The following is a 25,375-nucleotide window of genomic DNA, read 5'->3' on the forward strand; positions in this document are numbered from 1 at the left end:
GGGGACGTTTGCCCCTGTGTGCAGTGCCGCCGCAAAGCCCGGAAGCCAAACAAGGGCGCGGCGGCTGACCATCAGAAAGGTTTTTTCATGTCGCAGAATTCACGCAATGGCAGGCAGGAGCAGAACAGCCTCTTTGCCACTGGCCCCGCTGGCGGCCCCAGCAGCGAGGAGCGCAACCGCGCCCGCTGGCTGATCGCCGAACTGGAGCGCCACAATTATCTGTACCACACGCAGGATGCGCCGGAAATTTCGGACGACCAGTTTGACGCGCTGTTTCATGAGCTGGCCGCGCTGGAAGACCGCTGGCCGGAGCTGCGCTCTGCCCATTCACCCACCTTGCGTGTGGGCGGCAAGCTGCTGGACGGTCTTGCCAAAAAAAGCCACAGCCGCCAGATGTACGGTCTAGACAACGTCTTTTCTGTCGAAGAGTGGCGCGATTTTGTGGAGCGTATGCGCCGTGCATGGGATACGGAAGTCAACGGCCCTCTGCCGCAAGCCTTCTGGTGTGACCCGAAGCTTGACGGCCTCGCGCTGGAAATCATCTATGTGAACGGCGAGTTGCAGGAGGCCCTGACGCGCGGCGACGGCGAGGTGGGCGAAGTCGTCACCGAGGCCGTGCGTACCATCCGCACCGTGCCTCTGCGTCTCAGGGGCGAAGGGCCGTTTCCTGCGCGGCTTGAAGTGCGCGGCGAAGTGGTGATGTTTAAAAAAGATTTTGACGCTCTCAACGCCCGGCAGGAATCGCTGGGGCAAAAGACCTTTGCCAATCCGCGCAATGCCGCCGCCGGGACCCTGCGCCAGCTCGATATTTCGGTTACTGAATCCCGCCCCCTGCGTTTTCTGGCTTATAGTCTGGGCGATGCGCAGTGGGCCCCGGCGCAGCCCTGCCGCCTGCATTCGGAGTTGATGGCCCGCCTCAAGGAATACGGCTTTCTTACCCCGCCAAACGGCAAGCTCTGCGCGAACCCGCAGGATGTTGAAGAATATGTGAACTGGGTGCGCGAAAACAGGCCGGAATTTGCCATGGAAATTGACGGTGCCGTGGCAAAGCAGAATGACCTTGAAGCGCAGGAAGCACTCGGCTTTACGGCACGCGCGCCGCGTTTTGCCGTGGCCTTCAAGTTCCCTGCCATGCAGGCGCAGACCCTGCTTGAGGGCATAGAAATTCAGGTGGGCCGCACAGGGGCACTTACGCCTGTGGCCACACTTGCTCCTGTGGCTGTGGGCGGGGTAATGGTTTCGCGCGCAACCCTGCATAATGAGGATGAAATCCGCGCGCGCGACGTGCGCGTGGGCGATACCGTTATTGTGCAGCGCGCGGGCGATGTTATCCCCGAAGTGGTCGGCCCGGTGCTGGATAAAAGGCCTGCGGGCGCTGAACCCTATCAGTTCCCCCGCACGTGCCCGGCCTGTGGGCAGCCCGTGTACCGCGAAGAAGGCGAAGCTGCCTGGCGGTGCGAAAATCTGGCTTGCCCCGCTATCCGGCTGCGCTCAATAACTCATTTTGTTTCCAAGGCCGGGCTTGATATTCAGGGCGTGGGGCAAAAGTGGATCGAGCAGCTTGTGACCAGCGGGCGTGTGCAGTCGCCAGCCGATCTGTTCAGCCTCACCGTGCAGGATCTGCTGGGTTTTGAACGCATGGGCGAGGTGCTGGCGCAAAAGTTTGTGGATTCGCTGGAAAACGCCTGCCACACCGCCACCCTGCAAAGGCTCATCAGCGCCCTTGGTATCCGCCATGTGGGCGAGCAGACGGCCCGCACCCTGGCAGCGCGCTTTGCGGATCTGGACGAACTGGAAAATGCCACGGTGGAAAGCCTGCTCGCCCTGCCCGATGTGGGGCCGGAAGTGGCTTCGTCCATACGCAACTTTTTTGACAGCCCCGCCAACCGCGAGCAGCTTGCACGTCTCAAGGAGAAGGGGCCGTGGCCCAAGGGCGCGGATTCGGCTCAGGGCGCGCAAACCCTTGTCGAAGGGCCGCTGGCTGGCAAAACCATTCTTTTTACGGGCACCATCAGCGTGCCGCGCGGCACGGCACAAAAGTGGGCCGAGGCCGCCGGGGCTGTTCCCCTTGGTGCTGTCAGCAAAAAACTGGACTATCTTGTGGCGGGCGAAAAGGCGGGCAGCAAGCTGGACAAGGCGCGCTCCCTTGGCGTAACCGTGCTGGATGAAACGGAATTCAGAAACCTGTTGCGTGAATCCGGCATTGAGCCGGAATAACGGAAACGGAGAAGCTATGAGCACTTCTATTATTGTGGTCGGGGCCAGCGGGCGCATGGGCAAAACCATCAGCGGGCTTGTAGAAGCCGACCCGCAGTTCACCCTTGCGGGGCTGGTGGACAGCCCGGAGCGCATAGCCGCTCTAGCGGGCGCTGCCTGTCCTGTTTCCGACAGCTTGGCTGCCCTGTTGCCCAAGCTTCCTGGTGCAGTGGTCATTGACTTCACCGCGCCTGCCGTGAGCCTGCAATCGGCGCAGGCCGTGGCGCAGACGGGCAACGCCCTAGTTATCGGCACCACGGGCTTTACCGATGAGCAAAAGGATGAACTGCGCGCCCTTGCCGACAAGGCCCCCATTTTCTGGGCCTCGAACATGAGCATCGGCGTGAATGTGCTGCTCAACATCCTGCCCCAGCTTACCAAGGCCCTTGGCGAAGATTATGATATTGAAATGGTGGAGCTGCACCACAACCGCAAAAAGGACAGCCCCAGTGGCACGGCCCTGACACTTGGCGAGTGCCTTGCCGAGGCCCGCGACTGGAAGCTCAACGATGTGCGCTGCTCCAGCCGTGACGGCATCATCGGCGCTCGCCCCAAGGAGCAGATCGGCATTCAGGCCATACGCGGCGGGGATGTGGTGGGCGTACACACCGTGTACTTTATGGGGCCCGGGGAGCGCATTGAAGTGACCCATCAGGCCCACTCGCGCGAGAATTTTGCGCGCGGCGCTATCCGCGCCGCTGGCTGGATGGCAGGGCAGAAGCCCGGCAAGCTCTATAGCATGCAGGATGTGATTAAGGATATCTAGCAGATAGAGCTTCGCAGGCTGTTTCTACCTTCGTAAGCTTTCAGTTTTGTACAATATCCGTTGGTCTTACTTCTTTTGGGCAGACCAATGCAGGGTGTTTAAAACAGGCCCGCTTTCGTTCAGTGGCAACACGTTAGGTGCTGCATTGAACGAAGGCGGGTCTGATCTGTTTTATTGCTGCCGTGCCTGTGTCGATGGGGCAGAGCGCGAAAAAGCCCCTGAACAGTTTGCCGTTCAGGGACTTTGCATTTGTTGCAGGGCAGGCTCACTTCCGCGCCAGCTAGGAAACCATCTGCGCAATGAGCTTTTTGAGTTCCTGCGCCTGCTTCGCCAGTTCCGTCACTGCGTTTGCAGATTGCGACATGGCGGAGGCCGTCTCAGAGCTGATGGTGTTGATCTGCTCCACAGCCCGGTTGATCTCGTCGCTGGTGGCCGACTGTTCTTCAGCGGCGGCGGCGATGGAATGAGCCTGATCCGCAGCCTGATCCACCAGCACCACAATTTCGGAAAGTGCCTCGCCGGAGGTTCCGGCAAGCTCGGTAGTCTGCTCGATGGTGTCTACAGTCTGGTTGACCTGATCAATGTTCTGCGTGGTGCCGTTCTGGATGCCCTGAATGGCGGAACCAACCTCTCGGGTTGCCTGCATGGTCTTTTCCGCCAGCTTGCGCACTTCGTCGGCCACAACGGCAAATCCGCGTCCGGCTTCGCCCGCGCGCGCCGCTTCGATGGCCGCGTTAAGGGCCAGCAGGTTGGTCTGATCTGCAATGTCTGAAATCACGGTCATGATCTGGCCGATACTCTGGGCCTGATCGCCCAGCGAGGCCATGCCGGTCTTGAGGCCCATTGCCTGCGTGTGCAACTGGTTGATGCCCTGCACCACCTTGTTGACCACTTCTGCGCCGTGTTCCGCCTTGCGCTTGGCATTGATGGTAGTGTCCGAGGCGCCGCCCGCATTGCGCGCAACCTCAAGCACTGAGGCATTCATCTGCTCCATGGCGGTGGCGGTTTCAGAAACACGCTGCGTCTGCTGATCCGCGCCACGGCTGGCCTGTTCCACCTGTGTGGAAAGTTCCTCGGTAGCGGTGGAAAGCCTGTCGGCAATGGCATTGGCGTTCTGCGCCACCTGGGCAACGGCATCGCGCTGTTGCTCAATGGTTGCCTGCTGTTTTTTAATTTCCGTCAGGTCAAACACAAGTGTTACTGCGCCCACAATGTTGCCGTCCAGATCGCGGATCAGCGAAGCATCAATGCGCAGTTTTTTGTGCTGGCCGTCTGCAAAGGTCATTTCTGCTTCAATGCCATGTGCGTTTACTTCCTCGCTCAGACATTTATGGCAGATGGTGCGCTTGCTGGCATCCCCGTAGAAAAATTCAGCCGCTGTCATACCCTTATAATCTGCAGGCTTGCCGCTCTTGCCCACAAGTTTGACCATGGCGTCATTTACATAGGTAATGCACACATCTGTATCTGCCACAAGGGTGGGGAAGGTGATGCCCTGCAATACGCCGTCAGCAAAACCCAGGCGGTTTTTGAGTACAGCGGTCATTTCTTTGAAATTGCCTGCCAGTTCAGCCAGTTCAAAGCTGTAATTGCCCGTGAGCGTGGCCTTGAAGTCGCCGTGCGCAATCTGTGCGCTGTAGTCCATAATGTTCTTCAGCGGGGCGGTGATGATCCGGCGAACCATAAACACAATGCTGCCCAGCAATACAACGAAAATACCGATGGCAACGAGAATAAGAATGTTGCGTTGCTCAATGGCGTCTTTTGCAAGATCGTCTGTAAAGGCGGAGGTGCAGACAAGCCAGCCTGTTCTTTCAATGGTTTGAAAAACAATCACCTTGTCCTTACCCTGAAACTCATAATCAAAAGAGCCGTTCTTGATTTTGAGCGCCTTGACTACAAACTCCAGTTTGCTGACATCGCTCATGTGAGTATCAGCATTGGGGTGGGCGATAACGCGACCGTTGGCATCAATAATAAATGCATAGCCATGTGATGCAACAGTTATGTTAAAAACATGACTTTTGATGTATTCAAGCCAGTTGATGGTTACGCACACAGCTCCAATGGGCTTGCCGTTTTCGCCAAAAACTGGGGTTGCAATGGCAAGGACTTCTTTTTTGGTGGTTTTTGCAACAATGATATCGGGGTCAATGGCATCCTTGCCCTGCATAGCTATTTTGAAATAACTCCTGTCGCCATAATTATTGCCAATAAAGGATTCGCCCTGGCTTGACGCCCCTGATACGGCGATACCCTGAGCATTCAACACATAGATAGAGTTGATGCCCTTGTATTCTTTTACGAGGGCTTTGATCAGGGCGTCCATTTCGGCTCTGTCGCCTTCGATGGCTTTTTTAGCCTGACCGCTCTGGGCTGGGACCTTGATCATGCTCATGTTTGCATCGATCAAATCATTTACGTTGGCGATAAGACCATTATTTATGATCTTCATGCCGTCTACAGACGTTTTGTTGACGACATTGTATGAAGATTTTCCAACGTAAATGACAAGACTTGAAACGCCAATGAGCAATACAATGCTTATGATTGTGGCTAATACAGTGTTTACACTCTTGAATGACAGGCGTGCCATGATATCCTCCAGTGAACTCGTGCAGCCAGGATGATTATAATGTGGTGGTAACGTATGTTAAAAAAATTATCATTCCGTTAACACTTTACATCTCTCCAAAATATTTTCACTTTTACTAGTCAAAAGAATCGTCAAATCCAATATAAACTTTATATCATTTGTAATAATATTTTAATGAAAATGCAGTATTGCAATATGTATTCATGTGATTATTTGTGGCAAATATTTAAAACACAGCAAAAATTCCGCTTATATCATCGCCTGCTGAGTCTGAATACAGCGCCAAGAATGAGCGCGCCGCCTGCAAAAATTCCCAGACCCGGAGCATCGTTAAAGAGCAGCCACGCCGCAATTATGGCGTAAACCGGCTCAAGCGTGATGATAACAGCTGCCTGCCGGGCCTTGAGGGCGGTGAGGCTGCTGACGTAAAGGCTGTAGGCGAGGGCGGTGCACAAAAGGCCCAGGCAGAATATCCACAGCCAGTCCAGCGCGACAATGCCCGGCACATCCGCTGCTGCAATGGGCAGAAGGCAAATGATGATTACCATATTTTGCCACCAGCAGGTATGCATGCCAGACATGCCCCCGGCAAAGTGCCGGTTTGCTATGGCCACCAGACCGTAGACCGCAGCGGAAACCATGCCCCACAGCAGGCCGTGGGTTGCAGTATCAGCCAGCGAAAACGAAGGCGTCAGGCACACAAGCCCAATGCTCACCATGCCAATGCATTGCAATTCCCGGGCACTTGGGCGTTCGCGGTAGGCAATGGCTTCAAACAGGGCCGTAAAGGCGGGAAAACACGCAAAGCCGAGCGTGCCCACCGCAATGCCGCCCAGTTTTATCCCCATAAAAAATGTGACAAAATGGAGGGTCAGCAGAATGCCGCTTACGGCAAGGCCTGTCAGGTCGCGTGCCGCAATTCCATGCCAGGGCGGATCACGCCGGATAAGGCAGACGCAGCCAAGGGCGGCCACTGCAACCACGGCCCTGCCCCAGACAAGATCAACGGCGGAACACTGGCACAATTTACCAAAAATGCCAGAGATACCAAACAGAACCGTCGCTGCGTGCATGCGGATCAAGGCTGCGCGCACGGCGCTTTGCTGCATTGCGTCCTTGTTGGGTGCTGTGGTAGATTGTAATTGTGGGGGCGCAGCCTGTCTGGCATTCTGCATGCAAGCTCCTTTATTCTGTCTGTGCGCTATGGATACATTCATGGGCCGCGCGCGGCAAGCAGAGCGAGGCAAGGGGGCATGCACCTGGCATATTTGCCATGCCCGCATCCTGATCTGTGGTAAGACTGAATAATGTTTCTGGAAAAAAGTCTAGATTTTATCTTGAAATTCACGAGCAGGTAGTGTAGCGCAAAAAGAAAACATAGCGTAACACGATGCTTGGCGAACTTGCGCCAAGCCGCACGCAACATCGGGGGCATCATGCCGCAGGTCGCAGCACGTATTAACGACGATCAGGAACGCTGGCTCAAAGACTACTTCCGCACAAAGAGCGCGGGGGCGGAGTTTATCCTTCCCTGGGCGGTGGACACGTTTTTTCGGGCAATCACGGGCATCAAGCATATCTTTAGTGCTGCGGAGCTGAAAACCATTGTGGAAGCCCACAAGGATATGAAGCTCATGCCCGACCATACGCGGCTTTCGTATCTTTTGCTGCGCGTTACGGATGCCTGCGACATCAACGGTGTACATCTGCGGCATGGGGCCAGCAAATCCAGCCTTGAGGCCAAGATCAAAAGCCTTGACGACACGCAGGCCACAGCCCTGATGGTATGGGCCTCTGCTTTTTGGGTCAGCCGCAACTGCTCTGCGGAAAATATGGACGAGTACATCAAGGCGTATTGATTTTTTTGCGCCGTCTGCTTAAGTTCACACCGCTTTTGCGGCCCGGAGCGTAGCGACCAAACCGGAGCCGCGCCCGGTGAGGCTTGCGGTGCGCTTCATAGTTGTTGCATGCCGTGCTCATGAGTCCGCCGCTACCGGGCGGCGCGAGGGGTTGCCCTGTGCTGGCAACTCCTGCGGTGCGGGCAACTGCCGGATTCGGCATCATTCATGGTCGCTTGTGCGACCTTTTTTTAGGCGCGATCAATCGCGCAAGAGAGTTTGTCATGCTGCAAATACTGCGGGCAAAACTGCATTGCATTCGTGTTACCGGGTGCGAACTGAACTACCACGGCTCGGTGACGCTTGACCCGGAGCAGTGCCGCGAGGCGGGCATCTACCCGCTGGAATTTGTGTATATCTGGAACAAGAGCAACGGACAGCGCATTTCCACCTACGTCATCTACGGCGAGCCGGGTTCGCGCTGCTGCATACTTAATGGTGCGGCGGCCCGGGCCTGCCAGCGTGGGGATGAAGTTATCATCAGCGCTTACGAATACGTGAACGGCCCTCAGGATCTGTACAGCCGCAAACCCGTGGTGCTGACCTTTAACGAGGACAACAGCATTCATGAGCGCCTGCGCTATGTGGTGGACGGGGAAGAAGAAGGCGACTTTGGCTTTCATGTGGAAACCGAATAGCCGCAGGCTCCGGCAGAACGTATGAGACGCTCTTGAGCCGAACAGTGTACTATAAACGAAAAGAGGCCCCGCGGGGCCTCTTTTCGTTTATAGTACGGCGCGCATAAAAGCCGCGCGGATCATTCGTTGGTGATAATCAGGTACAAATCGCCTTGCCACGGGCCCACGCGCTTGCCCAGCCCGCGCAGTCGAATGGGTTTGCCCACGGCAAAATCCGGGGGCAGGGTGATCTCGACAGTTTTCAGTTCGCCAGAAAGGGCCTGGCGTATTTGCAGGCGAATGCGTTTGCCGGGCGCAAGGTTGGCCGAGGGCAGCGCAAGGGTTTGTTCCTCATCGATCTGACGGCGCAGCCAGCCCTTGACCATGCCGGTAACGCCCTTGCTGTGGTCTTTGTTCCACTTGGGCGTGCCCCAGGCCAGATTGCTCTTGTGCAGCTTTACATTGCGCTTTTCCGCCGCGGGTTTTTCCTTGGGCTGGTCAAAAGCAGGCCCTTCCTTTTGGTAAGGCGCTTCCTGCTGGGGGGGCGCTTCTTCCTGATGCTGGCGGTTCAGTTCGCTGTAAATATCTTCAAAAACGCGGCGGGCAAAGGGATCTGTCAGCAGGTCGCGCAGCACGTCATGCTCAGAATAGCCGTTCTGCGCATTTTTTTGGTCTGCAGTTTTGTTTTTTTGCTGCTCTTGATTCTGCTCTTTTTGGGCTTTCCCGGTCTCGTCTGCGGCCCGTGCCCCGGCAGCGGGGTCAGCCGCACCAGAGCTGTCTTCTTTTGCGTCAGAGCCTGCTTGCTGCCCGTTGCTGCCTTGAGAGCCATTTTCAGCCTGGGTCTTCTGTTCGGCCCTGTCGTCAGTGGGTTCTTCCTTTGCGGCCCGCGCATTGCTCTCTGCCTGCGCAGCCCTGCTGGCCTCTGTTGAAGCCCGCACGCCGTCCTCATGCTTGAGTATGGCGGAAAGGGCCACATAGGCCTCGTTGAGCAGCTGAAATTCCCGGCTGGCGTCCGGGTTGCCGGGGTTGAGATCGGGGTGCAGCTCAAAAGCGCGACGCCGATAGGCCCGCTTGAGGTCAGCCGTATCGGCGTTTTTTTTAAGCTTGAGAATGTCGTAGCATTCTTTCAGCGATATCTGGCGGGGGCGGCGTCGCATGATTACTTCAGGATAAGCGCATTGGCTTCACAGGTGGCATCGGAAGCCAGCAGGCCGTTTTCGTGCAGGTAGTCGCGGCCTTCGCGCGCAAAATCCGCATGCAGCGCGCCAGTTTCGATGCCGGGGCAGAATTCCTTGGCCATGGCGAGGCTGGTCGGGTCTTCAATGTTGCCACGAAAAAAGGGCCATGCGCGGCAGATTGAAGGCTTGCCCTCGTGCACGCCGCAGCCGCTGCCCTGGCGAAAAAATACGCAGTAGCCGTCTTCGCCGCAGCGAATTTTGAGCTTGCCGCCAATGCGTTCGCAATAGCTGTCTGCCACTGCTTCCGGCGCTTGCTGCATGTGCGCTGCCAGCCGGATCAGGTCTGTGGGGCTTACGACAATGCCGCCTCTTCCTTCGCAGCAGTGGCCGCACATGCGGCAGTTGAAAACCGATTCTCCGTGAGCGGCAGACATGGGCTATAATCCTTGGCCTTAAAAAGTGAGCGAGGGGCGCATGAGGCGCTCGTGTTCCACCATGATGCAGGAATCTTCAACTACTGTCATGCCTGTACGGGCTAACAGCTGACGTGCCTCGATCGAGCGTATGCCAAGCTGCATCCAGAAAACTTTTGGTTTCCAGGGCAGATCCAGTACTTCCTGCGCGTGGGCGGGGCAGTATTCCGGCGCGCGAAACAGATTGACGATATCCACCGGCCCGGGCAGTTCCGCAAGACAGGTCAACGCAGGCAGCCCCCAAACGGTTTTGCGCACGGGGTGGACAGGAAAAATCGTGTATCCCTGCTCCAGCAGATAGCGCCCGACCCTGTCCACGGCCTGTCCGGCTTTGTCCTTGGCGCCGATAATGGCGACGCTGCGTGATTCGCCAAACATGGCGCGCATCAGTCTGTCGTCAAGCATAGTACATCCATGCCGCAAGAGGGCGGATTATCAGCGGGCAGCCCTTTGGGTTGCTCCCGTTAGTATATCTGTAATCTGTTTTAATAGACGGCAATGGCAAAATGCGCAAGTTCCCAGCCCCGGTCTGGCGGAATCTTTTACCGAGGCAGCGTTAACATCTTGCCGAGTTTGACAATTAAAAGGAGGCAGGGCAAGCCCCGCCTCCTTTGCCGCAACAATTGCGAAATGCGCTATGCAGCCTTGGGCGGAGGGCTGGTTTCCTTGCCGGGTTCGCGCAAGGGGCCGGAAAAGAGCGGGGCTATTGCCAGAAGTTTATCTGTTTTACCAAATAGATACACCACATCGTCGGCTTCAAACAGGTCATTGGCTTCGGGCGATGCCTGGGTCACGCCGTTACGAAGAATGGCAATGACCGTTACGCCGTATTTGCGGCGCATCTGGCTTTGGGCAAGGCTGATGCCGCAAAGGGGCGAGGCGGCGGCAAGGCGCATGGCCTGAACACCCATGTCTGGCAGGCGGCTGACCATGGAATCAAGCGAGTTTACCGTGGCGCTCATGCGCCGGATCATGCGGTAATTCTCTTGCCGGATACGCGCGGCAAAGGTGTCTATATCCTGCCGGGGAACCAGATAGCGTGTAAGCACGCGGCTGAAAACTTCAATGGAGGTTTCAAATTCTTCCGCAATCACCTCGTCCGCGCCAAGGCCGCGCAGGGGGGCCACCTCACTCACAAAGCGGGTGCGGGCAATGATGTGCAGATTGGGGTTGAAGCGGCGGGCTTCAATAACAATGGAGCGCACCGCAGCCGGGTCGGAAATGACGATAGCAAGCACACGTGCCTTGGTGACGCCCAGATGCTCCAGCACAATGGGCTGCGAGGCGTCGCCGTGCGAAATGGGTTCCTTGTGGCGATAGCGGGTAACTGTTTCAGGGTTCATTTCAAGGATGGTATAGCACACGCCGGACTCGCGGGCCACATGGGCCAGATGTTTGCCGCTGATGCCAAAGCCCACAATAATCAGGTGGTCTTCCATAGCGCAGGCACCTTCGTGGTCTTCGCCCTTGGCGAGCATCCTTTCGTTGCGCTTGCCCGCCACCTTGTCTGCAAGACGCGGGGCCACAGCCATAAGGCCGGGGGTCAGCATCATGGTGAGCACGCTGACATCAAGGAATGTCTGGTAGGCGTTCATGTCGAACAGCCCGGCCGCCAGACCCGATGCCGCAAGAACAAAGGCAAACTCGCCCACCTGCGCGAGAGAAAGGGAGGTGATGATGGCTGCGCGCAAGGGATAACCCTGCACCAGCACCGAAGGCAGGGTGAGCAGGGATTTTATGACGATGAACAGCACCGTCAGAACAATAATGGCGACAAAATGCTGTAAAAAAAATTCCAGATTCAGCATCATGCCTACCGAGATGAAAAACAGGCTCATGAAAACGTCGCGGTAGGGCAGAATACCCGAAATGACGCTCATGCTGTATTCCGAGCGGGCGAGCATCAAACCGGCCAGGAAGGCCCCGAGCGAGAGCGAAAGCCCCAGATAGTTGGTAAGCATGGCCATGCCAAGGCACAGGCCAAGAGTGGAGAGCAGCAGTATTTCCCTCGTGCGGGTGCGCACCACGGCTTCCATAAGCCTGTTGAGGCCAAAGCGGGCAAACAGCAGCACGCAGCCCAGCACCGCCACCACGCGCAGGGTGGAGAACACAGCGCCCTGGAGCGAAAGCTCAAGCGTGCCCGCTAGCAGGGGCACCGCCAGCAGCATGGGCGCTACCATAATGTCTTGAAAAACAAGAATGGCGAGGGAAAGGCGGCCTGTGGGCGTGTTTGTGGCCCCGCGCTCCTGCAAAATGCGCAGCACGATGGCTGAGGACGAGAGCGCCACCAGACAGCCCCAGAAAAGGCCTTTCTGGTATGTGGCGTCGCGCAGCAGCATGGCTATGCCCGCCACGGCAAGAACCGTCAGGCCGATTTGCAGGCTGCCGCCCAGAAAAACTGGTCGTTTCAGGCGGTTGAGGGCCTCGCCAGAAAGTTCCATACCAATGGTGAACAGCAGCATGGCAACGCCGAGTTCAGCAATATGGTCAATGGCCTGCATATCCTTGACGATACCCAGCAGGGAAGGGCCGCACAAAACGCCTGTAAGCAGAAAGCCCACGGTGGCGGGCAGTTTTATTTTGTTACAGACGATGGTGACGAATATGGAAAGAAGAAAAATAATGACGATTTCATAGAGCAAAGGAACTTCCATGGAGCCTCCTGCGGCAATCTAACACTGCGACCATATACAGCGCAAGACGCGCTGCCGCAACAATGTTTGCGGCAGCGCGATGCTCGTCCAACTGGTTGCAGTGTAAGGCAGGGTTGTCGTTGCAGCGCAAAAACTCAGCGGCTTTCGCGCATGTCGGGCAGAGCCACAAAAGGCCCGACAGTTATGCCCTGCGCCGGGGCCTGCATGACCTGTTTGCCATCGTCCATGCGTACCAGACCATTGGGCAGAAATTCTACCCGCAGGGGAACAACCACTGTGCGCAACATGGTGAGCTGATCTTTTTCCATGCGCGGCGACATGCATTTTTGCTCCTTGCCCTGCTGCCAGCGCAGGGAGCAGGCGGCGGTGACAAGGCTTGAAACCGTGCCGTCTTCATCAAAGCACAGGGAATTGGTGTCCCCGCAGATGGCCGAGGCGGCGGGGTCGTAGGCCGCAATCTGCCCAACGGAGGTCGGCACATGCGCAGGGCGCGCCGGTTCGCAGCTTCGCAGCGCGCCGCTCTCGTAAAAGGCGCAGCCGTACCTCACGGGCATGGGGCCAAGTGGGGTAACGAGCCTGATTGTTTCGCCGGGCCAGAAGGTGACGCTTTCCAGCACGCCTGAAGGATAGAAACGCAGGCCCTGAATCTTGGCGCTTATTTCCTGTCCGTGCAGGGAGAGGGATATCTGGCTTGCCAGTTTGCGCTCGTCCTGTTCTGTCCAGTAGCCGCTGAGTTTGCCCTTGCGCAGGAGTATGCGCTTGAGCGCGCCGTTTCCGTGCCATGCCAGCCATTCGGCGGGCATGTCGCCAAGAGGTGTGTTTACAGTTGTTTGATTTTGCAGTTCCAGACTGCGCCACATGCCGTTGGGGTAGAGGCAAAAGCTTTTGCCGCTGCTGCGGCGCACGTCTTCGGCTTCGTAAAGGGGAGTGAGCCAGCCGTGGGGCGTGGGCACGGTATCTTCTGCCAGCAGGCGGCAATCCTGCGGCGCGCCGCCGGGCCAGCGGGAGAGCACATGCACGTTGGCGATGGTGCCATAGGGCGTAGCCACAGTATCAAATTGCAGGGCGGTACCCATATCATAGACTCCTTGGAGCATGTAACACTTGAAATGCTCGTTTGCGTCAGGCAAAGCCTCTCAGCTCGCATTTCGTGGCAAGCATTTTCAGGAAAATCCTTACAGGGCAGTTAACCCATTTCATCCGTGAACTGCTCTAACGTCCATTTGGCGCGGATTCGCCGCAAAGCGCATGCGAAATACGGGCCCGGACAGTTCCGTCTTCCTGTCGGGTGAGGGCGCATGTCAGGCGCTGCTGGCGCATGTGCTCCTCAAGCCAGGGGGGCATGTGCCCGCAGATGAGTTCCAGTTCCACAAAGGGCGTTGACGCAAAAAAGGGGCGCAGAGCTTTTTTTGACGTAATTTCCGGGTGTGCTGCCTGCACTTCCATAAGATTTATGCTGTACACGCCGGGCGTATCTGTGGGCGTGGGGGCGGTGGGAACCTGCGCCTCCCCCTGGGCGGAAGCCAGAATCTCGCTGGCCAGGGCATCCAGAATATCGGGCGAGAATGCGTCCAGCTCGCACAGGCAAAAGCCCATGCGGCTCAGTTCATTGTAGGCAAGGCCGGAAATGCTGGCCCCGGCTATGGCAGCCTCTGCGGGCAGCAGGAGGGCCAGCTGACGCAGCCGGTCGCGTATCTGGGGCAGGGTGCCGCAGCCTTCAAGAGAAAAAGGCACGGGATCACAGGCATGCCAGCCCTTGCCCTTACTCCAGTCGCGCTGCCAGACGGAAAGGTGTGTGCAGTTTTCCATGGTGGTGATTGAATTATCTGTATTTTCCAACACTGCAATGCAGTCGCATTTCATGGCGATCTCCGTAGGCTGGGAGCAGGTATCTGCGAATATACTGGCACAAGATGAATTTTGTTCCCTGCCAAGGAAGACAAGCCTGCTTTGAGGGCGTGTACTCTTATAGTACTCGACCGAAAAAGCTGGCGAAGTCAGCGCTAGTTGTCGCTCGTTTGTCTGGCTTGCCAACAGCGACAGCAATGGACTTGCTTATGTTCTTTCTATCCAGTTGCTGTCGTTATCCGTAGCTTCCTGCGTCGCAACGGCTAACGCAACCTGGCAGAGGACAAAAGACACTTGTGCCGCTAAAGGCCAAATGGGCGCGTGCCGTAGCTATACCCCAAATGCTTGCCCCAGCCGCTCATGGATTTTTGCGGTAAAAGTGTGGCCGCAAGGCGCTCCAGCTCAAGAGCTTTGCGCGCATCCACCGCGCACGAGGTATTGCCAAGCCGCGCAGCCGCCGCCGTAAAGGTGGCAAGCCCGCAGTTGCCAGCCCTCTCGCCAATGCCCCACAACGTGGTATTGACGTAGCGCGCCCCGGCGTTCACAGCCATGAGCGAATTGGCAACAGCCATGCCAAAGTCGTTGTGCGCGTGGATTTCCACATCCACGCCAGCTTCGCGCAGCATGCGCACGGCCCGCCAGACCTTGTCTGGCGTGTAACAGCCCACAGTATCGCTGAGCCTCACTCGCACCACGCCGCACTGACGCGCGGCCCTCGCCGCATCGCGCAATTGGTCGGGTGAGGCGTGGGAGGAATCTTCAAAACCAACTGTCACTTCAGCACCACGGCTTGCGGCGAGTGCCGCGCACTTGGCAAGGGAGGCCATTACCTCTGCGCGGGTGGTTTTGAGCTTGTCCTTGATCTGCCGGTCAGAAACCGGGCAGCACAGATGAATGATATGCGGAGAGCAGTCAAAGGAGTGGCGCACGTCGCTTTCGCGCAGGCGGTTCCAGGTGGAAACGCGGGCGTTGGAACAGGCCTCGCGGATGGAGCGGATGGTGGCCTTTTCGTTTTCGCCCATGGCGGGAACGCCCGCCTCGATCTGGTCCACGCCAGCTTCGTCCATCATGGCGGCAAGGCGGATTTTCAGGGCAGGGGGGAATGCAAAGCCAGGAGCCTGCTCGCCGTCGCGCAGGGTGGTATCGACAATAATGATCTCAGGCATGGCCCACCTCCACAGAAACCGTTGCGCCCGAAAGACCGCAACAGTCCGTTCGGGCAGGAGACAAGGATTCGGGGGGATGGCATGCGTGACACAGGTCGAGAAACTGGGCATCGGTCAGGCTGCATTGCTGGCGCTCGGCAAGCTGCTGAACCAGTTCCAGCATATGTTCTTCCGCCGTGCGCGGCAAGTTCAAACCAAGCTGGCGGGCCTTGATGCGCAACGAAACGTGCCCTGAGTGCTTGCCCACCACTATCTGGCGTTCAAGCCCCACAGTAGCTGGAGCATATGGTTCGTAAAGAAAGGGCTTTTTGACAATGCCATCCACATGAATGCCGGATTCAACAGCAAAAATATCCGTGCCCAGCACGGCCTTGTGGTGGGAAACTTCCAGGCCCGCCTCCCTGAGCAGGGCGGTTGCTTCGGGCAGTTTGTCCAGATGCGTCAGGCCGGTTTCCAGACCCTGAGCGTGCATGCTCAGGGCCACTTCTTCCAGGGCAGGCCCGGCATCTGGGCCGTGCAGGGCAGAGCCGCCAATGCAGCCCGCCACACGGGGGCCGCCCTTGAGCAGCCACAGCACGGCAAGAGCCGTGGCGCAGCCCGCGTGATCGCCGGGGCAGAACTCCACCGTATCCTTGATGGCGGCAAAGCGCGGCCAGAATTCCGTTTCAAAGGTATAGAGAGCGTCGCAGCAACCGCTCAGGCGCGCCCACGGCCCGTTAAGGATCGGGCGTTTGCCCGTGCGGCGGGCCTTGACGCTGGCTGCTGTAAATTGCAGGTCTGGGGGAATTTCGACCACAAAACCCATGTGGTGCATGAGGTCGATCCATTCCCCGGCCCAGAGCGCAAATGCGTCTGCGGTCTGCCTTTCCTCTTGCGAGTGCGCGGCTGGCAGCACCCGGTAGAGCAGGCAGAGCGTTCTGTCCACCAGTTGCGGCATGGAAATAACCTCTCGGCAAAGATGGCGTGTACCCCGGCCTGACCGGTTTGCCTCCGGCCAGGCCGTTGGGTTGGGCCGGAATTACCCGCAGAGCGCCTTGGCGGCGTCATTCACGGCCTTGTCCACATTTTCATAGAGGGTGAACACGCGTATTCCCTTTGTCTCAAGCTTTTTCAGCGGGCTTTCGCCTATGCGCAGGGCCAGCACGCCCTTGCAGTCGTCCACGGCGGCCAGAATGCCCGCCATGCGCCCGGCCTTTTCGCCGCAGTCGTCCATGCCATTGCAGTATCTGGAGACACTGCGGGTTTCCACGTAGCTGGCGGCATCGCCGTCGCTTTCGTAGATGTAGAACTGCTCGGCCTGACCAAAGTGCTGATCAACGGTCATGCCTGTCTTGGAAGCCACGGCGATGCGTATCTTGCGGGCCACGGCGGGCTTGGCTTCCACAGCGGCAGCGGGGGCCTTTTCGGCCACGGGCGGGCGGTAATCAATGGACTTGTCATCGCCCAGCAGGCCCACGGCGTCGGCGCGGCACTGCTTGCAGTGGTACATCTGCTTGAGCGTTGGCTCGCAGCTGCGGCGCATGTCCATGAGTTCCTTGTTGCTCACAAGGGGCATGTTTTCAAAAACGCTGCCCTTGACCGGGATGAGCTGCATGATGTTGGTCATCACAGCGCCCAGTTCGCGCGCGGTTTCCACCACCTGCGGGATGTGCCCGTCGTTGATGCCCTTGAGCAGCACCGTGTTGACCTTGCTCACTATGCCCGCCTGGGAGAGGGCGCGCAGGCCAGCCATCTGGTTTGCCAGTAGGAGGGCTGCTGCGGTTTCGCCCGTGTAGCGCTTGCCTCTGTACATGGCGAATTTGTAAATCTGCGCGCCAATGGCAGGGTCAACGGCGTTGATGGTCACGGTGGCGTGGCTTACGCCCACGCGCTTCATGTCTTCCACGTATTCCGGCAGGGCCAGGCCGTTGGTGGACATGCAGAATGTGATATTGGGGTCTTCCCTGCGGATCATCTCCAGCGTGCGGAAGGTTTCCTCGGGATTTGCCAGCGTGTCGCCGGGGCCGGCGATGCCCACAACAGTAAGATTGGGCATGTCGCGCTTTACTTTCATAAAGTGGTCAAAAGCCTGTGCGGGCGTGAGCACGGCGGTGGTGACGCCGGGGCGGCTTTCGTTAACGCAGTCGTACTTGCGCAGGCAGTAGTTGCAGCTCAGGTTGCACTTGGGCGCGATGGGCAGATGCAGACGCGCCGAGGTGGCGCAGGCCCCACAGGAAAAACAGGGGTGGGACTTGGTGCGCTCCGCATTGACGGCGGCGGCGCTGCCAGCGGCATGGGCGGCTGTAGGGGCAGTTACAGGCACAAGCGGCTCGCTGGCGGGGGCCACAACTTCTATGCGGGAGGCATCAGCTTCCATGGCGGCTTCTTCCTTGAAGTATTTGTTGAGAAGCTCCTCGCGGAAGCTGTTCTCGGTAAACTGCAGCATGGCGTTGGCCGTTGCTTCCATAAGGCTGAGCGAACCGTCATAAAATAGCAGACGCGTGCGCTGGCCGCCAACCCTGTCGTGGATGGGAAAGCCGTAGCGCAGCAGCGGAACGTGGTGGCGCTCCTCAATGCGGCGGCCATCGGAATTGCCAAGCATGAGGTTGGCCTTGCGCGCCAGCATGGCATTTTCAATGGCGGCAAAGTCTGCAAAATTCAGAATGTCGTAATCGCCGCTGAACTGGGTTTCCGTAGCCTGAGCCATATCGGGCGCAAGCGTTTTTTCAAAGGCGGCGCAGCGGCTGCCGGTGGCGGCCACCACGGGGACGGCTCCGTTTTCGCACGAGGCGCGCACAAGGGCCAGCACCATGTCCGGCTCGCCAAATACGGCAACGCGGCTCTGGGCGTTATACTTGTGCGCATCGATCATGGCGTCAAGGTAGCGGGCGCGCTCTTCGCGCACAGTGGTGGGAATGACCCCGCCAAGGGCTTCAAGCGTAGCTATAAAGGCATCCGTATCGCGCAGGCCCACAGGCAGGTTCATGCGCAGGAGCGGCACGCCGTAGGTATCGCGCAGGTACGCGCCGGGCGAATATTCTTCGGGGCAGAAGGGCGCAAGTTCAAGGGTCATGCGCGCGCCAGCCATAAGGCCGATGCGGTCAAGCGTTGTGCCGTACTGCGGCAAACGATTGTAGTCGTCTTCGTGCCCGCCATCAAGATTTTGCGAAAGATCGGGCAGCAGCACATACTCAAGGCCGCAGCCGTCCAGCAGCGCCTTGAGGGCCCTGGTATCTGCCGCAGAAAGATGGCCGGTAATGATGTTGACCACGTTGTTGGGCGCGGAATCCATGGGCACGTGGCGCACAATGGCGTGCAGCGCACGGAAAAATCCTTCGTACTGCGAGCCGCCGTAGCCGGGCGAAGACACGGGAATGATGGTGGCCGTCACTTCCGGGTGCTCGTCCTTGAACTGCTTGATGATGGCGGGCACATCCTCGCCGATGGTTTCGGCCAGGCAAGTGGTGGAAACGCCGATCACCTTGGGGTTGTACAGTTTGATGAGGTTTTCAAGCCCCTTGAGCAGGTTCTTGGTTCCGCCGAATACCGTGCCTTCTTCCGTAAGCGAAGAGGAGGCGATATCTACCGGCTCATTGTAGTGGGTTGCCATGTGCCGCCGAATATAGGTGCTGCATCCTTGCGAACCGTGCAAAATGCTCATGCTCTTGCTGATGCCGTAAAAGGCGCTTACCGAACCCATGGGCATGCACATCTTGCAGGGATTTGTATTCAGGTTGACAAGATTGGCGCTCATTGTCTTCTCCTTTGTTCCAGGCGGCCTGTGGCCGCGGCGGCGGGCAAACTGCGTGCAAGCCGATTACGCTGTGCTAGAAATGTGCTGCTCTTGCTGCCAGTGCCTGGCGTACCAAACTGGCCTGCGCCTGCGTTGCCTCGGCAAATGAGGCAGAGCTGCGCGTAAACTGCCACACAGGGCTGTTGATCGAAAGGTTCACCTCGCGGGTGAAGTTTTCAACGCCTTCAAAACCGCCCAGGGCGTGCTTGCGCTCGTGGTTGTGGTCGCAAAAGGCTATGCCCAGCTTGTAGGCCAGGGGGCGTTCCTTGACGCCGCCCACCAGAATATCCGCGCCTTTCTGCTTCATGAAGGTTTCAAGCTCTGCGGGGTTGGCATCGTCAAGAATGACTGTGCCGGGGTTCACCAGGCTCGAAATGATTTCATAATCTTCAGGCTTGCCGGTCTGGGTTCCTACAACCACGGTTTCGATGCCCATTTCGTTAAACTGCCGGATGAGCGATATGGCCTTGAAACCGCCGCCCACAAAGATGGCGGCCTTTTTGCCCACAAAGTGCGGCTTGTACTGCTCAAGAAAAGCCTCGGCCTTGGCACCGCGCTCGGCAATAAGGGCTTCGGCCTTGCGCTTGGCGTAGTCGTCGTTGAGGCGCTCGGCCACCTGCCGCAGGGCGGTGGAGGTGTCCGCCACCCCAAAGAAGCTGGCGCGCATCCACGGAACGCCCATTTCGTCTTCCATGCGCTGGGCCAGATACATCATGGAGCCAGCGCACTGAACAATATTGAGCTGTGCAGCCGGGGCCTTGATGAGCGTTTCGTACGCGGCGTCGCCCGTAAGGGTGGCAACAATGGGAATGCCCATTTCGCGCAGGTAATTGCGTATAATCCACATTTCGCCCGCAAGGTTGTAGTCGCCCAGAATGTTGACGCCCTTGACCTTGGGCTGTTCCTTGTGTGGCTCCATGAGCTGCACCAGAGCATTACAGGCCATGCGGTAGCCCGTGGACTTTGTGCCCGAAAAACCCGGAGCCTTGATAGCGATAACGCGGATGCCGTACTTTTTTTCCGCATTGCGGCACACGGCTTCCACATCGTCGCCGATCACGCCCACAATGCAGGTGGCGTACACAAAGATGAGCTTGGGCGAATAGTTGGCCACGGCCTCATCAATGGCGCGGGTGAGCTTTTCTGCACCGCCAAAGACAATGTCTTTTTCCTGCAAGTCAGTGGAAAAACTGTTGCGGAACAGTTCAGAGCCGCTGGTAAGGCTACCGCGAATGTCCCAGGTGTAGCTGGCGCAGCCGATGGGGCCGTGAACGATATGAAAGGCATCGGTAATGGGGTTTAACACCACGCGCGCACCGCAGTACACGCAGGCCCGCTGGCTCACGGAACCGGCCACGCTGGCCGTATCGCAACGCAGGCCGTTGCCGCTACAGCAGCTCCCGCCCTTGTTTCCCTTTTCCTTGATGGACGTGCGGCGTTCTTCAAGTATTTCCATAGCCATGGTAACCCCCTTGGAAGGGCGGGGGGCATACCCCCCGGCCCTTGTCGCGGCTTTGAGCCGTCTTACATGATCAGATCCATGTCTTCGTCGGCGCAATTGCGGTCAAACTCTTCCATGAGCGTGTCAGCTATTTTGGTGGCCAGCTGGAAGGCGCCACGGTAACCAACCATGGGCAGCGAGGCGTGTCCGTAGCGGTCAAGAACCGGGAACCCAGCGCGAACCAGCGGGATGCCCTCGGCCTTGGCGATCTGCTTGCCGTGCGAGTTGCCAAGCAGCAGATCCACGGGTTCTTCCTTGATGAACTGGTGCAGGTCAAAGAGATCCTTGGCGGCAAAGGCCTTGCATTCTTCTTCCTTGCCGTATTCCTTGAACATGGCTGTGGCCAGCTTGACGAATGTTTCGCCGGGCGTACCAGTGAGCACGTACTTGGGGATCATGCCCAGTTCAAGGCAGAAGCGGGTCATGCCAAGCACTGTGTCGGGGTCGCCGTACACGGCAACCTTTTTGCCGTAGAAGTACGGGTTGGCGTCCAGCATGAGGTCGAGCAGGCGGCCCCGTTCTTCGTCAATAAGCGGGTCAACTTCGCCGCCGTTGAGGTTTGCCATGGCCATGATAAAGGCATCGGTATCGGCCAGGCCGATGGGCAGGGGCAGCAGGTCAAAATTCACGCCGCACTTGCGCTTGAGCTGGGCGGCGGGTTCCTCGCTGGTCAGACGGCCCAGGGCCAGAACCTTGCGGCACGAGCCGAGCGCGCGGATTTCGTCAATGGTGGTGCCGCCCTCGGGGTACATCTTGTATTCGCCGGTCATGGGCGCATCCATGACGTTGCTGCAATCGGGGAACATGATGGACTTGAGCTTCATCAGGTTCACAAGGTGCTTGTACTCGCGGATGTCGCCGGGGTTTACGAAGCCGGGGAACACCGCCACGGTTTCCGTGGTTTTGCCCTTGGCGGCAAGGTATTTGATGAACCCGGCCATCATGTTGCCAAATCCCGTAACGTGCGAGCCAACGTAGCTCGGCGTGTTGCAGTGCACCACGACCTTGTCGTCCGGAATTTCCATTTCGTCGATGTAGGTCTTGAGGTCATCGCCGATGGTTTCAGAAAGACATGTGGTATGCACGGCAATAATATCAGGGTTGTAGACCTCAAGCGTGGTCTTGACGCCCTGACGGATGTTGGGGCCGCCGCCGAACACGCACGCGCCTTCGGTAAAGGAACTGGTGACCGCAATGGCGGGTTCCTTGAAGTGACGCGTAAGGTAGGTGCGGTGGTAAGAAGCACAACCCTGCGATCCGTGGCTGTAAGGCATGCAGTTGTGCACGCCCAGGGCGGCAAACAGCGCGCCCACCGGCTGACAGGTCTTGCACGGGTTGATAAGAACGCCCGATCTGTTCACATGTGTCTTTGGGGTGAGGTCAAGCATACTATTCTCCCACAGTTCCTTGCAGGGTGGCGCGGTTCTTCCAGGGCGGGGTTACCATGTGCCACGCGGGGGTGAAGTACCCCATGCAGAGGTCGTAACCGAACTGCGTTGCGCCCTTGAAACCCGCGTAAGGCCCGCTGTAATCGTAGCTGTGCAGCTGGCGCGAGAGGGTCCCGGCCTTTTGCAGCGCGTACTTGTCCTTGATGCCGGAGAAGAACATGTCGGGCTTGAGGATTTCCATAAATTTTTCAGCTTCATACATGTTGAGGTCGTCAACCACGTAGGTTCCCTCGTCCATGTCGCGTATCATGCCGTGGTACTTTTCAAGCGGGATCTCGGCGGCCAGCTTGTCGTACTGTTCCTGCGTAAGGTAGGCGTGATACTTCTTCTCGTCCTTTTCTACAGTGATGTGTTCGATGTTCTTGCTGTCCGCGTCATCCTTGATGTTGGGGATGATTTCCCGACCTTCGTAGTCGTCGCGGTGGCCGAATTCGTACCCGGCAAGCACGGTCTTGATGCCCAGATCCTGCAACAGGCCCTGGTAGTGGTGCGAGCGGCTGCCGCCCACAAAGAGGGCTGCGGTCTTGCCGTTGAGGCGGGCCTTGTAGGCCGCCATCTGATCCTGCACCTCGGCCAGTTCTTCGGCGATAACCTGTTCAGTACGCTGCGCAAGCTCGGGGTCGCCAAAGTAGGCAGCCATGTCGCGCAGGCTTTGAACTGTTCCTTCCAGACCGATAAAGTTAACCTTGAGCCAGTCCACGCCGTACTTGGTTTTCATCATTTCGGCGATGTAGTTGATGGAGCGGTGGCACTGCACAAGGTTCAGATTTGCCTTGTGCGAGCTGGCGATGCGTTCCACTTCGCCGTCGCCGGTGAACACCGAAACCACTTCGTAACCGATCTTTTTAAGGATGCGTTCCTGTTCCCAGCCGTCGCCGCCGATGTTGTATTCGCCAAGAATATTGATCGAATACTTGCTGGCCGGTTCGTAACTGCCTGTGCCGATAACGCGCTTCATGATGCCGTTGTTGGCAATGTGGTGGCCCGCCGACTGGCTAACGCCCTTATACCCTTCACAGCTGAACGCCACGCAACGGATGCCGTATTCTTGTTCAGCTTCTGCGGCCACGGCCTGAATGTCGTCGCCGATCAGGCCCACAGGGCAGGTGGCGGCGATCATGATGGTCTTGGGATGCATGAGCTCCATGATTTCATCAATGGCCTTCTTGAGCTTTTTGGTGCCGCCAAAGACGATATCGGGCTCCTGCATGTCCGTGGTAAAGCAGTACTGAATGTAGTTGGGGGCGTCCCCTTCTGCCTTGGCCTTGTTGCGGCGCGTGCCCCAGCTGTAGAAGCCGCAGCCCACGGGGCCGTGAGTAATCGTGACCATGTCCTTGATGGGGCCGAGCACAACGCCCTTGCAGCCAGCATAACAGCAGCCCCGGTTGGTCATGATGCCGGGAATGGCACGCGTGTTGGCGATAATAATCTGGTCTTCCGCAGGATTGACCTTGAGCATGTGCTCCTTGCGGTTCTTGAAGACCTTGGCGTTGTAGCGCTCAAGCACTACTGCGTTGGCGTCAATACTCATACATACCTACCTTATGCGTCAGCGCGCTCGCCCGTGCGAACCACATAGGATTCTTCCACCGGCATCACAAAGATCTTTCCATCGCCGGGGTGGCCGGTGCTGTTGGCTTCTATAATGGCCTTGACCACAGCTTCGACCTTTTCATCGGGAACGCAGATATTGAACAACCGCTTGGGGATCAGCCTGCCCACTTCGGTCAGGGACTCGCCCGCCGGAGTGCGCGGCAGCTCGCCGCTTTCCATAACCATGCGCAGGGTGGCTGGATCCATGCCTTTTTTGCCGCGTCCCAGGCACTTGGTGCATGAGAATGAGGGGCATCCGGCCTTGGACAGAGCATTTTTAGTAGCCGCCACCATGTTGGCCCGAACCATTGCAACTATTTCCTGCATGGGAGCCTCCTACAGGCCGGACTTGCCGCTGCTGATGGTCCAGGCCTCGCTGACGCTTGAAACAAAGATTCTGCCATCGCCAAAGTGACCGTCGCCCGTTTTTGCCACGCGCAGGATAACGCGGATGGCATCGTCCTTGTCTTCATCGCTGACCACAAGCATGAGCATCTGCTTGGGAATTTCATCGTACTGGATATCGCCCACCATGATGCCTTTCTGCTTGCCACGGCCCACCACATCAAGCTTGGTAACGGCGGGAAAGCCCGCTGCCAGCAGCTCGGAGAGAACCTCGGTGGTCTTTTCAGGCCGAATAATCGTGCGAATCATCTGCATTGTTGTTCTCCGTTTCGTGCTGTTGGTTTAGGCGTCCATCAAACCGTGTTCCATGAGCAGCTCTTCGAGCCTTTCCTGGGAAAGGGGCTTGGGAATGATAAACATGTCGTTACCGTCGATCTTCTGCGCCAGGGTGCGGTATTCGTCGGCCTGTCCGCAGGTGGGGTCAAATTCGATAACGGTCTGCTTGTTGATTTCGGCGCGCTGCACCATGTTGTCGCGCGGCACAAAGTGGATCATCTGGGTGCCGATTTCCTTGGCAACGGCAGAGACAAGCTCGGCTTCGCCATCAACCTTGCGGCTGTTGCAGATAATGCCGCCAAGGCGCACGCCGCCGGTGTTGGCGTACTTTTTGACACCCTTGCAGATGTTGTTGGCGGCGTAGAGGGCCATCATTTCGCCCGAGGCCACGATGTAGATTTCCTGAGCCTTGCCTTCACGAATGGGCATGGCGAAACCGCCGCACACAACGTCGCCCAGAACGTCATAGAACACGTAGTCGAGGTCTTCGGTGTAGGCGCCAAGGCGTTCCAGCAGGCCGATGGAGGTGATGATGCCGCGACCGGCACAGCCAACGCCCGGTTCGGGGCCGCCGGATTCCACGCAGCGGATGCCCTTGAAGCCGTTTTTGAGCACCAGATCCAGCTCGATGTCTTCACCCTCTTCGCGCAGGGTATCGAGCACGCTCTGCTGGGCAAGGCCGCCCAGGATAAGGCGCGTGGAGTCGGCCTTGGGGTCGCAACCCACGATCATGATGTTCTTGCCCATTTCGCCAAGGCCGGCGTTAAGGTTCTGTGTGGTGGTGGACTTGCCGATACCGCCCTTGCCGTAAATAGCTACCTGACGCATGAGATTCCCTCTGGGTTTGATGTTCCCGCGCTCGTTGCGCTTGTCCCTCTTTGTGCAGAAACCGTGCCGTTAGTTTAACTATGTAATATTATTATCTAAT

The 25,375-nt window shown here is 57.8% G+C and carries 21 protein-coding genes; 4 read left to right on the plus strand and 17 right to left on the minus strand.

Going from position 1 to position 25,375, the window contains the following annotated elements; translation table 11 throughout:
• The first annotated feature begins 87 nt into the window (after window positions 1-87).
• Both ligA and dapB read left to right on the plus strand, forming a co-directional pair.
• Window positions 88-2,217: an NAD-dependent DNA ligase LigA gene (ligA, locus tag RDK48_RS13235; protein ID WP_298998583.1), complete on the plus strand. Its 2,130-nt coding sequence runs from the start codon at window positions 88-90 to the stop codon at window positions 2,215-2,217.
• 16 nt (window positions 2,218-2,233) lie between these two features.
• Window positions 2,234-3,022 carry a 4-hydroxy-tetrahydrodipicolinate reductase gene (gene dapB / locus RDK48_RS13240; RefSeq protein WP_298998581.1) on the plus strand — a complete coding sequence of 263 codons (789 nt, stop codon included), beginning with the start codon at window positions 2,234-2,236 and terminating at the stop codon, window positions 3,020-3,022.
• Window positions 3,023-3,302: 280 nt separating this feature from the next.
• Here the strand turns inward: dapB and RDK48_RS13245 are convergent, their stop codons facing one another.
• Both RDK48_RS13245 and RDK48_RS13250 read right to left on the minus strand, forming a co-directional pair.
• Window positions 3,303-5,618, minus strand: coding sequence for a methyl-accepting chemotaxis protein (locus RDK48_RS13245; protein ID WP_298998579.1), 2,316 nt, complete (start codon window positions 5,616-5,618; stop codon window positions 3,303-3,305).
• Window positions 5,619-5,872: 254 nt separating this feature from the next.
• Window positions 5,873-6,793, minus strand: a complete 921-nt coding sequence (locus RDK48_RS13250) for a DMT family transporter (RefSeq protein ID WP_298998577.1) — start codon at window positions 6,791-6,793, stop codon at window positions 5,873-5,875.
• Window positions 6,794-7,054: 261 nt separating this feature from the next.
• Between RDK48_RS13250 and RDK48_RS13255 the strand changes: the two genes are divergently transcribed.
• A complete protein-coding gene (locus RDK48_RS13255; RefSeq protein WP_027180902.1) occupies window positions 7,055-7,477 on the plus strand; it encodes a hypothetical protein in 423 nt (140 codons plus the stop codon).
• Window positions 7,478-7,740: 263 nt separating this feature from the next.
• A complete protein-coding gene (gene panD / locus RDK48_RS13260; protein ID WP_192112101.1) occupies window positions 7,741-8,154 on the plus strand; it encodes an aspartate 1-decarboxylase in 414 nt (137 codons plus the stop codon).
• A 119-nt stretch (window positions 8,155-8,273) separates the two neighbouring features.
• On the opposite strand, the gene RDK48_RS13265 is transcribed toward panD, so the two are convergent.
• The 15 genes from RDK48_RS13265 to nifH form a co-directional block, all read right to left on the minus strand.
• Window positions 8,274-9,290 (minus strand): J domain-containing protein, encoded by a 1,017-nt coding sequence (locus tag RDK48_RS13265; protein ID WP_298998573.1) that lies wholly within the window; start codon window positions 9,288-9,290, stop codon window positions 8,274-8,276.
• 2 nt (window positions 9,291-9,292) lie between these two features.
• Window positions 9,293-9,745: a YkgJ family cysteine cluster protein gene (locus RDK48_RS13270; RefSeq protein WP_298998571.1), complete on the minus strand. Its 453-nt coding sequence runs from the start codon at window positions 9,743-9,745 to the stop codon at window positions 9,293-9,295.
• 18 nt (window positions 9,746-9,763) lie between these two features.
• A complete protein-coding gene (locus tag RDK48_RS13275) occupies window positions 9,764-10,189 on the minus strand; it encodes a CoA-binding protein (RefSeq protein WP_298998569.1) in 426 nt (141 codons plus the stop codon).
• 230 nt (window positions 10,190-10,419) lie between these two features.
• Window positions 10,420-12,438 carry a cation:proton antiporter gene (locus RDK48_RS13280; protein ID WP_298998567.1) on the minus strand — a complete coding sequence of 673 codons (2,019 nt, stop codon included), beginning with the start codon at window positions 12,436-12,438 and terminating at the stop codon, window positions 10,420-10,422.
• Window positions 12,439-12,572: 134 nt separating this feature from the next.
• Window positions 12,573-13,514 (minus strand): hypothetical protein, encoded by a 942-nt coding sequence (locus tag RDK48_RS13285; protein ID WP_298998565.1) that lies wholly within the window; start codon window positions 13,512-13,514, stop codon window positions 12,573-12,575.
• A gap of 136 nt (window positions 13,515-13,650) precedes the next feature.
• Complete coding sequence (locus tag RDK48_RS13290; RefSeq protein WP_298998563.1) at window positions 13,651-14,301, minus strand: Fe-only nitrogenase accessory AnfO family protein; 651 nt, start codon at window positions 14,299-14,301, stop codon at window positions 13,651-13,653.
• A gap of 287 nt (window positions 14,302-14,588) precedes the next feature.
• Window positions 14,589-15,452, minus strand: coding sequence for a hypothetical protein (locus RDK48_RS13295; RefSeq protein ID WP_298998561.1), 864 nt, complete (start codon window positions 15,450-15,452; stop codon window positions 14,589-14,591).
• Window positions 15,445-16,389, minus strand: a complete 945-nt coding sequence (locus tag RDK48_RS13300) for a hypothetical protein (protein WP_298998558.1) — start codon at window positions 16,387-16,389, stop codon at window positions 15,445-15,447. Before RDK48_RS13300 ends, RDK48_RS13295 begins: the two co-directional genes overlap by 8 nt.
• 81 nt (window positions 16,390-16,470) lie before the next feature.
• Window positions 16,471-19,185 carry a nitrogenase cofactor biosynthesis protein NifB gene (nifB, locus tag RDK48_RS13305; RefSeq protein WP_298998557.1) on the minus strand — a complete coding sequence of 905 codons (2,715 nt, stop codon included), beginning with the start codon at window positions 19,183-19,185 and terminating at the stop codon, window positions 16,471-16,473.
• A gap of 73 nt (window positions 19,186-19,258) precedes the next feature.
• Entirely contained in the window at window positions 19,259-20,686 is a 1,428-nt protein-coding gene (gene nifE, locus RDK48_RS13310) for a nitrogenase iron-molybdenum cofactor biosynthesis protein NifE (RefSeq protein ID WP_298998555.1), read from the minus strand.
• A 62-nt stretch (window positions 20,687-20,748) separates the two neighbouring features.
• Window positions 20,749-22,113 (minus strand): nitrogenase component 1, encoded by a 1,365-nt coding sequence (locus RDK48_RS13315; protein ID WP_298998553.1) that lies wholly within the window; start codon window positions 22,111-22,113, stop codon window positions 20,749-20,751.
• A 1-nt stretch (window position 22,114) separates the two neighbouring features.
• Window positions 22,115-23,704, minus strand: coding sequence for a nitrogenase molybdenum-iron protein alpha chain (gene nifD / locus RDK48_RS13320; RefSeq protein WP_298998551.1), 1,590 nt, complete (start codon window positions 23,702-23,704; stop codon window positions 22,115-22,117).
• 11 nt (window positions 23,705-23,715) lie between these two features.
• The gene (locus RDK48_RS13325; protein ID WP_022659258.1) at window positions 23,716-24,093 is read right to left on the minus strand and encodes a P-II family nitrogen regulator; all 378 of its coding nucleotides are present in this window, start codon (window positions 24,091-24,093) and stop codon (window positions 23,716-23,718) included.
• Between the two features lie 9 nt (window positions 24,094-24,102).
• Window positions 24,103-24,426, minus strand: coding sequence for a P-II family nitrogen regulator (locus tag RDK48_RS13330; protein ID WP_240824535.1), 324 nt, complete (start codon window positions 24,424-24,426; stop codon window positions 24,103-24,105).
• A 27-nt stretch (window positions 24,427-24,453) separates the two neighbouring features.
• Window positions 24,454-25,275 (minus strand): nitrogenase iron protein, encoded by an 822-nt coding sequence (nifH, locus tag RDK48_RS13335; protein ID WP_022659260.1) that lies wholly within the window; start codon window positions 25,273-25,275, stop codon window positions 24,454-24,456.
• Window positions 25,276-25,375 lie beyond the last annotated feature (100 nt).

The sequence above is a fragment of the uncultured Desulfovibrio sp. genome (assembly GCF_902477725.1).
Classification (GTDB): Bacteria; Desulfobacterota; Desulfovibrionia; order Desulfovibrionales; family Desulfovibrionaceae; genus Desulfovibrio.

Bases quoted from the DNA above. Each gene is read 5' to 3' on its own strand.
- ligA (WP_298998583.1), top strand. From the start codon at position 88: ATGTCGCAGAATTCACGCAATGGCAGGCAGGAGCAGAACAGCCTCTTT.
- dapB (WP_298998581.1), top strand. From the start codon at position 2,234: ATGAGCACTTCTATTATTGTGGTCGGGGCCAGCGGGCGCATGGGCAAA.
- RDK48_RS13245 (WP_298998579.1), bottom strand. From the start codon at position 5,618: ATGGCACGCCTGTCATTCAAGAGTGTAAACACTGTATTAGCCACAATC.
- RDK48_RS13250 (WP_298998577.1), bottom strand. From the start codon at position 6,793: ATGCAGAATGCCAGACAGGCTGCGCCCCCACAATTACAATCTACCACA.
- RDK48_RS13255 (WP_027180902.1), top strand. From the start codon at position 7,055: ATGCCGCAGGTCGCAGCACGTATTAACGACGATCAGGAACGCTGGCTC.
- panD (WP_192112101.1), top strand. From the start codon at position 7,741: ATGCTGCAAATACTGCGGGCAAAACTGCATTGCATTCGTGTTACCGGG.
- RDK48_RS13265 (WP_298998573.1), bottom strand. From the start codon at position 9,290: ATGCGACGCCGCCCCCGCCAGATATCGCTGAAAGAATGCTACGACATT.
- RDK48_RS13270 (WP_298998571.1), bottom strand. From the start codon at position 9,745: ATGTCTGCCGCTCACGGAGAATCGGTTTTCAACTGCCGCATGTGCGGC.
- RDK48_RS13275 (WP_298998569.1), bottom strand. From the start codon at position 10,189: ATGCTTGACGACAGACTGATGCGCGCCATGTTTGGCGAATCACGCAGC.
- RDK48_RS13280 (WP_298998567.1), bottom strand. From the start codon at position 12,438: ATGGAAGTTCCTTTGCTCTATGAAATCGTCATTATTTTTCTTCTTTCC.
- RDK48_RS13285 (WP_298998565.1), bottom strand. From the start codon at position 13,514: ATGGGTACCGCCCTGCAATTTGATACTGTGGCTACGCCCTATGGCACC.
- RDK48_RS13290 (WP_298998563.1), bottom strand. From the start codon at position 14,301: ATGAAATGCGACTGCATTGCAGTGTTGGAAAATACAGATAATTCAATC.
- RDK48_RS13295 (WP_298998561.1), bottom strand. From the start codon at position 15,452: ATGCCTGAGATCATTATTGTCGATACCACCCTGCGCGACGGCGAGCAG.
- RDK48_RS13300 (WP_298998558.1), bottom strand. From the start codon at position 16,389: ATGCCGCAACTGGTGGACAGAACGCTCTGCCTGCTCTACCGGGTGCTG.
- nifB (WP_298998557.1), bottom strand. From the start codon at position 19,185: ATGAGCGCCAATCTTGTCAACCTGAATACAAATCCCTGCAAGATGTGC.
- nifE (WP_298998555.1), bottom strand. From the start codon at position 20,686: ATGGCTATGGAAATACTTGAAGAACGCCGCACGTCCATCAAGGAAAAG.
- RDK48_RS13315 (WP_298998553.1), bottom strand. From the start codon at position 22,113: ATGCTTGACCTCACCCCAAAGACACATGTGAACAGATCGGGCGTTCTT.
- nifD (WP_298998551.1), bottom strand. From the start codon at position 23,704: ATGAGTATTGACGCCAACGCAGTAGTGCTTGAGCGCTACAACGCCAAG.
- RDK48_RS13325 (WP_022659258.1), bottom strand. From the start codon at position 24,093: ATGCAGGAAATAGTTGCAATGGTTCGGGCCAACATGGTGGCGGCTACT.
- RDK48_RS13330 (WP_240824535.1), bottom strand. From the start codon at position 24,426: ATGCAGATGATTCGCACGATTATTCGGCCTGAAAAGACCACCGAGGTT.
- nifH (WP_022659260.1), bottom strand. From the start codon at position 25,275: ATGCGTCAGGTAGCTATTTACGGCAAGGGCGGTATCGGCAAGTCCACC.